Source organism: Bradyrhizobium sp. NAS96.2 (genome assembly GCF_001908235.1).
In the GTDB taxonomy this organism is placed as follows: Bacteria; Pseudomonadota; Alphaproteobacteria; order Rhizobiales; family Xanthobacteraceae; genus Bradyrhizobium.
Genome location: NZ_LGHK01000146.1, coordinates 22,633 through 30,167 on the forward strand (window position 1 = coordinate 22,633; position 7,535 = coordinate 30,167).

6 protein-coding genes are annotated in these 7,535 nt (G+C 65.8%); all 6 read right to left on the reverse strand.

Annotated features, from left to right (window positions below; all coding sequences use genetic code 11):
* Positions 1 to 11: 11 nt before the first annotated feature.
* Positions 12 to 1,256: a filamentous hemagglutinin N-terminal domain-containing protein gene (locus tag AC628_RS28280; protein WP_083633171.1), complete on the reverse strand. Its 1,245-nt coding sequence runs from the start codon at positions 1,254 to 1,256 to the stop codon at positions 12 to 14.
* Positions 1,257 to 1,452: 196 nt separating this feature from the next.
* The gene (locus AC628_RS28285; protein WP_074130061.1) at positions 1,453 to 2,433 is read right to left on the reverse strand and encodes a FecR family protein; all 981 of its coding nucleotides are present in this window, start codon (positions 2,431 to 2,433) and stop codon (positions 1,453 to 1,455) included.
* Positions 2,434 to 2,495: 62 nt separating this feature from the next.
* Positions 2,496 to 3,038 (reverse strand): RNA polymerase sigma factor, encoded by a 543-nt coding sequence (locus AC628_RS28290; RefSeq protein WP_074130062.1) that lies wholly within the window; start codon positions 3,036 to 3,038, stop codon positions 2,496 to 2,498.
* Positions 3,035 to 3,760, reverse strand: coding sequence for an STN domain-containing protein (locus AC628_RS28295; protein WP_074130063.1), 726 nt, complete (start codon positions 3,758 to 3,760; stop codon positions 3,035 to 3,037). The genes AC628_RS28290 and AC628_RS28295 overlap by 4 nt, the downstream gene beginning before the upstream one ends.
* A 220-nt stretch (positions 3,761 to 3,980) precedes the next feature.
* The gene (locus AC628_RS28300) at positions 3,981 to 5,486 is read right to left on the reverse strand and encodes a PepSY domain-containing protein (protein ID WP_074130064.1); all 1,506 of its coding nucleotides are present in this window, start codon (positions 5,484 to 5,486) and stop codon (positions 3,981 to 3,983) included.
* A gap of 2 nt (positions 5,487 to 5,488) precedes the next feature.
* A partial coding sequence (locus AC628_RS28305) for a TonB-dependent receptor (RefSeq protein ID WP_074130065.1) occupies positions 5,489 to 7,535 on the reverse strand: 2,047 nt, incomplete at its 5' end.

Here is a 7,535-nt window from a genome sequence, read left to right on the forward strand (position 1 = left end):
GCCGTTATTGGTCAGCGTGACGCTGCCGGTGGCATCGGACGCCGAGTTGAGCAGATGGATGGTGCCGCGCTGACGAGGATGCCGTCCTGGGTGACGGCATGGCCGGCCAGCGTGATGTCGCCCTGCTGGGCGAGCACGAGACCCGTATTCGTGACCGTGCCGCTGGCGCTTCCGCTGCGCAGCATTGGCGCGATCTCGTTGCCGCGCGTGGTCGAGTTCTGGTTGGCGTTGGTGCCGAAACCGGCGCGCAGGACAAAATCGTCGCCGGCCACGAACTGGGTCTGCCCTTTCGGCGTGGTGATGGCGCCGGCATTGTTGACCTCGGTGCCCATCAGCAGCACGAAGCCGCCGCCCGCCGTCGTCGAGGACGGCGCATTGGTGGTGATCAGCGCGCCGCTCTCGACCACGATCTTGCCGCCGGCGCCGGTGAAGCTCGGCGCATAGACGATATTTGCTCCGCTGCCGGTCGTGGTCGAGTAGATGCCGTTATTGAGGAACTGATTGTCGGCGATGTTGGCGCTGGACGCGATCAGCGAGCCGACATTGATCTGGCTCGCGCCACCGAAGATGATGCCGTTTTGATTGATCACCAGCACCTGACCGGGCGCGGTGATGCGGCCGAGGATCTGGCTCGGGCCGGTGTTGCCGACCACGCGGTTCAGCGCAGTCCAGCTGCCGGCCTGCTGGTTGAAGTTGAGCGTGGTCTGGCTGCCGACGTTGAAGCTCTGCCAGTTGAGGATCGCCTGCGGCGCGGTTTGATTGATGGTGACCGTGGCCTGACCGCCGCTTGCGGTCTCGCTCGGCAGCGCGGCGCCTTGCCAGAGGCTCGAGCCCGGCGTGGCGCCCGGCGCAACCTGGAGCCCGCCCGCAGCAAGGCCGTTGGGCACCGCCACTTGCGGCAACGTGGTCGATCGCTGCGAGGCGGCAGCCGCGCTGCGCGCGGCGGATTGTGCAGCCTGGATGGCCTGGGTCGCGCGCGTCAGCGCACCCTGGCTTTGCCGGGCGACTTCGGTCGCCTGCTGGGCCGCAGCGGTTGCAGCGTCGCTCGCGATCGTCGGCGCTGACGTCGTCGTCGCGAAATTGCCGAACGGGCGCGCGGACACGCCCTCCAGCCCGGTCAGCAGCAGCGCCAGCGTGCTTGTTCCCGCGAGCAGCATGGAGCGGGATGCCAATCCGATCCGCTGGTGCGGAGGAAGCGGCGCGACCCGGCGCTGATCGAAGCGGAAACGGCGGGCAACGCGCTGACGAGACGGCATGGGATGTCCCCTGGGAACAACGGACGGAAAGCTGCGCAGACCGGATCTGCGCAGGCGCTCGTCACACGGCGAGACCGTATGCCGGGCTTCTCGTCTCCAAGGACGCCATTTGATCGGCAGGACCGAACAACAAAATCGCACGCTGCATCACAATCCCCGCGCACACGCGACGCACGTTTTCATGGCTTGTCCGACATCAGCTCAGCAGCACGATGCCACCGGGCAGGTGTCGCGCCTTCGCGCCGAAAATTTGCTGGAACATGTTCAGGATACCGTCGACATTATCGATGCGGAACCGGCCGTTGACGAGACGGCGTTCCAGGTCCGCATTCGTCACCATGACCTTGCCCGGCCGGTAGCGATTGATCTCCGTCACGACGTTGCCAAGCGGAGCGTCATGAAAGATCAGCATTCCGTCGCGCCACGCCGTCACCTCGGTGGGATCGACCGCCATCGGCGCGGCGAGGCCAAGCGCCGCATAGCTGACCTGCTGCCCGGCGCGCAGCAGCGCGACGGCGCTGTGACGGCTGACCTGCACCTCACCATCGAGACACGTCACGCAGGTGCTGTGCGGCTCGTGGCGGACGTTGAATTGGGCCTGGCGCGCACGCATCTCGCCGTCGCCGGCAACGACACGCACCTCGCGGTTCGCGGAGACCGCCGCGATCACCGCTTCCCCGGTCAGGATCTCGATACGATCCTGGCTGGCTTCGCCCGACTGAACGTTGACGCTGGTTCCGGTGTTCAGCGTCACCTTGACGTCGCCATCGATCGTGAGCTTGCGCTGCTCGCCGGCAGCGGTGCGGTAGTCCGCCATGACGTCCCGCAGCGACGGCCACAGCTGCAGGGGTGGCGACACCACGAGATAGGCGGCAGCCGAGGTCGCAAGCGCGCCTCCGAGCACCGCCCGCCGCGTTATTCGCGGCTGCGGCCTGACCGCGGCCAGGATGGAATCGCCGCGCCGCTTCAACAAATTGGCGCCGGCCGGGCCGAGTTGATCCCAGAGCAGGCTGGCCTGCGCCAGCGCCTCGGAATGGGCGCTGCTCTGGCTGCCCCAGCGCTTGGCGTCCTCGATGTCCCGCCGCGAGGCCTGCCCCGAACCCAGCCGCTGGACGCGCGCAAGCGCCTCGCTCTCGATCGCGGTCAGCTCCTCCGGCGGTTCGTCGCTACGGGTCATCGATCGGGCGTTTCTCTCGGCACCACTTCCATCCAAATGCGCAACACTCTGACGCTCTCCTATCAGGACGTTTCTCGCGGTGCCGGACCGAAACGCCTTGTGACTTTTTTACCAAACCGCCTGGCGCAATGCTCGAGCGCGGCTTTCAGTTCGAGCTCCACCAGCCGCTGGGAAACCCCAAGACGCTCGGCGATTTCCCGCAGCGGGGTGCCTTCCAGGCGGGATGCCAGCAGGATCGTCCGGCGGCGCGGCGTGAGCTCCTCGAGCACCTGCTCCAGGTGCGCAATCTGCTCGCGCGATTCGACCTCCCGTTCCGGCCCGGGCGCCGCATCGACGATCTCAAGCATCGGCTGCACCTCGAACCGCTTGATCCGGCGCGTCTCCTGGCGCTCCCGGCTGATCGCAAGATTGAGCGCGCTGCGCAGCAGGTAGCCGATCGGGCTGTCCACCACGCCCGGGCCATTCTTGTCGCGCAGATGCAGCCACGTCTCGTGCAGCGTCTCGCGCGCCTTCTCGTCGCCGAGACGCCTTGCGAGGCGGCGGCGAAGCTCGTCGTAGCGCTCAACGAGCACCTGCCGAAGCGTCGTCCAGGTGGTCTCCGTCATCGCGCGACCAGTCCCGGGCGCCGCGGATCACGGGCAGCACAGTCGCCGGTCTCGGAAGGCGGCCGCGGCGTAACCGCCATCGTGACGGGCTGCGGCATGTCCGGTGGCGGCGGCCGGCCAATCACCAAGGCACGCAGCATCGTGGTGATCGCCTGGTCACGCGCGCCGTCGTCGGTCGAACCAAGCAGCTGGGGCTGCAGCACTTCGCCCGCATGCCCGATCCAGAACCTGAACTTGATCCGGTAGCCACCCGGCGCAGTCAGCGCGGACCGGCAGAATGCCTCCTCGACGCTGCTCTGGACCGCCGCAAGGTATGGCATGAAGCTGCGCATCGGCGCCGTCTGCGGCGCAGTAGCCGCAGGCACAATCGTAAAGGTGTTCGCTGCGGCATAGACCGCGACCAGGCCGGTTCCTTCGAGCAGAACCTGCAACGCCATGTCAGGCGTCATCGATCCCTTGACGGCCTGCGCGCGGCGTCCTCCGGCCAGTGTGGCGTCATACACCACCTGCAGACCGGTGGCCGCGCTGTAGGCATCGAGCGCCGAGACCAGGGGTTGCCCCCCAATATCGAAATCGACCGTTGCCGGCGTTCGAACTGATTCAGGGCTCCCGGCCATCGTTACCGTCTGGATATTCCCGGCAACGAGAGTGCCTATGACCAGGGCGAGAAAGCGCTGCCACATCCGATCATGCTTCGCGCGCAGCCCAATCTTCCGAACCATTGAACAAAGTGCATGAGGCGCCGCCTTGATCCTCAAGCCCCGGCGGAACAGCACGATCCATCGGCGATCGATACAGCCGTTCGTCAAGTCAGCGGCAGGCGCAACATAGAAAGAGATTATGACAATCTGCTAACACCGGCGGCGACCGCGCAGAGCGGCGAGCATGGGATCACATCACGATCCCCTTGCATCGGATGCTTCGATCGCGGGCCGCAGGCCGTCAGGGCGCGCGTGCCGGGTTCGCGACCGCACGTGCCGATCGCGGGGATCGCACCTTCCGCCGCCGCAGCCGGCGCCATCCGATCACGATACCGCTGACCGAGACGACCGTGCCAACCACAGACAGCAGCCACACCACGACGTCGCGCGCCGGCCAGATGCGCAGCAGCAGCGGGAAATCCAGGCTGTGCAGCGCGTTGAACAGCCAGCGATAGGACCGGCGGCTGTCGTCGCTGCGGTCGAGGATCTCGGCGGTAACCGGAGAAATATGCAGCCAGGTGTGGGCCGGATCATCGAAGCCGATCCGCAGCACCGGGAGCTCGCGCACCTGGTGCAGCGTGTACCAGTAGGCGTCCGGTTCATCGAGCTGCCGCGCCGATGTCATCGCAGCTCCCGGCATCGCGCCCCGCGCCGCCGCGACGATCTCGTCCTGCGAGAGCCTCACCGGCGCGCCGGTCGCGGGATCGGCGAGTCTGCGACGGCCGCTGCGGTCGTCGAGCACCATCAGGGGGTGTCCGCCGATCCAGACAAAGCGCGCCTCTACTGCTGGCACCGACGGCGGCGACTGCAAGCGAGCGACGATGTCGGGCGCATCATGGCCGCTGTAGCCGGTCGCGATCTCGCGGGCGATGCCGCGGCCGGAGAACGCGCCGCCGGGATTGAGCGACAACCAGCCGCTGAACATCCAGGTGAGGACGAAGATGCCGCCGATCAGGCCGGCGATGTGATGCCAGGCCATCCAGCCGCGATAGGGCGAGACGCCGCCATCAGCGTAACGGCGCGTCAGCCGCAGGCGCAGGATGCCGATCCAGAAGCCGGTGACCGCGACCACCAGACACACGCCCGAGATCCACAGCACCACGTTCCGCCACAGCGGCCCGTCCTTGCGCAGCACGGTCGGATAGATCCAGTGCGGGATCGAGCCGAGCCAGTTCCAGATGCGCTCGCGCCGCGTGGTGTCGAGCGCGATCTCGCCGCTGCGCGCGGAGACATAGAGCTCGGTGCCATCGGCATCGCCAAGGCCGATCAGATAAAGCGGCCGCAGCGGATCGAAGCGCGCCGTGACCGACCATTGATCTCGCGTCACAGTGTCGAGCAATTGCGGCCGCACCGCATGCGGATGATGGGCGGCGATCGCCAACGCCTGATCCGGCGTAACGCCGTCGACCACGCGACCATCGATTGCGGAAATGGTGACGGCGGCTCCCTTCCAGCCGGTCACGCGATAGACCGGAACGTCGTCCATCATCAAGAGCCGGAGATCACGCGGATAATGCTCTGCGCCCGCGATCGCCATCGCACGATCAGGCGCGACCTGCACCTTGTTCCAAGGGATGACGGGGAGCGCAGCGAGGCGCTCGCCGTCGGTGAGGCGTGGAAACGCCACATACATCATGACGAGGCCGGAGATGAACCACATCGCGAACAAGAGACACGTCGCAATGCCGATCCAGCGATGGACGACATAGAGCCACCGCCGCCCTCGCCGGATCAGAGCCTTGCGCATGATCAGAACTTCACGTTGACGGACAGTTCGGCGGTGCGCGGCGTGCCGAGCAGCCACTGCCCCGTGCCGTTCGAGGTCACCGCGTAGACCTTGTCGAACAGATTGTAGACGCGGAAGGCGACCGTGGTGCGGTCATCCGGCTTCCACTTGATGCCGCCATTGACCACGTTGTAGCCGGGCCGCAACTGGGTGTTGGCAAGATCGGAGTACATCGCTCCGACGATCTGCACGCCGCCAGAGGCCGACCAGTTCGGCGCGAAATCCCAGGTCAGCCAGACGTTCGAGACCTGCTGCGGCACGTTGACCGGGACATTGCCGTTGTAGCTGACGATCTTGCCGCCGACCACCTGGCTGTTGTTGTCGTAGCGGGCACGCAGCAGCGCAAGATTGGCGTCGACGCGCCAGCCATCGTTCAGCGCAAGTCCGACCGATCCTTCGACGCCGCGCGATGACTGCTGTCCGATCTGCAGCGCCAGGCCGGCGGTCGGATTGCTGGGATCGGGAATGGTCAGGCCGGTCTTGACGATCTCGTAAGCAGCCAGCGTCCACTCGCCGCGGCCGCCCCAGAACGACTGCTTGACCCCGACCTCGGTCTGCTTGCCGGTCGCGAGTTGGAAGGTCTTCTGCGAGGTCGACAGCGAGATCAGGTTGCTGACCGGATCGACGCCGACCGCGTACTGACCATAGAACGCAAGGTTCTTGATCGGCTCGTAGACCAGCCCGGTTCGCCAGCTCGTTCCCGACAGCGTGGTTTCAAAGCTGTTTGAAGGCGTCTTGTAATCGGTGCGATCGACCTCGGGCCGATCGTACCTGACGCCGGTGACGAGTGACAACTGGTCAGTCAGCGACAGCCGATCCTCGGCGAACAGCGCGTATTGATTGACGATCGCGTTGAAGCCTGGCGTCGTCGCCGTCGTCGTCGCGAAGAATGAGCCGGGATCGAACACGTAAGGATTGACCGACGATGCGCCGCCATAGGGCGAGTTGTTGGTGTGGGTGAAATCGATCCGGTTGACGTCGAACCCGGCCACGAACTGGTTCGCAAGCCCGAACACATGACCGCTGAAGGTCGTATCCATCCGGTTGCCGAGCTGCTTCTGGTCGTGGAAGATCTTGATATAGCTCGTGCGATCGATCAGCTGGGTCTTCGGATTCCAGGTGTAGTTCTCGATGTCGCGCCAGTGCCGCTCGCTGGTCAGATAATACAGCGTGTTATTCACCTTGATGCCGTCGGCGACATCCCATTCGGTCTTGAACTGGGTCCAGCTGTCCTGATAGCGGATCGCGCTGTCGGATGCGTTATAGTTCTTGAAGCGCAGCGTGTCCTGGATCGAGCCGTTGATCAGCGGCGTACCGAAATAGCGCGACGGGCTGCGGTCGCCGTAGTCCTCGGACAGCGTGAAGGCGAGATGGTCCGAGGCCTGCACGCGCACGGCGGCGGAGACCACCGCATTCGAGGTCTTGTCGCGATCGACCCAGCCGTCCGACATGTTGCCGGTGGCGTTGATGCGGTACGACACATTGGGATTGATCGGACCGGCGCTGTCCACCGAGAGCCGCCGCGTCATGTTGCTGTCGAGCGAGACCTCGGCCTCGTTATAGGGCGTGGCTAACGGCTTCTTCGGGATCACGTTGATGACGCCGCCGATCGCCCCCTCGCCGTACAGCACCGAGGCCGGGCCGCGCAGCACCTCGATGCGTTGCGTCGACCAGGTGTCGTAGGGGAACGTCAGGGTACCGGAGCCGATATAGAAGCGCGTGCCGTCATACAGCGTCATCACCGAATTGCTGCCGGCAAAGCCACGGGTGCTGAACGACAGGCCGCCATTGCCGGGCGCCGGCATTGCGATGAACCCTACCGCGTTCTGGGTGACGGCATCGAGCACATTATGCTGGCCGCGTTCGGCGATGGTCTGCGCCGTGATGATCTCGACGCTGGCCGGCGTCTGCAGCGGCGTCAGATTGAGGCGGCTGCCGGTGCCGCCCGGCGTGGTGGCATTGAGTGTCGGCGATGCGGCCCCCGATGCGCCCGACGCTGCGGCACCCGGC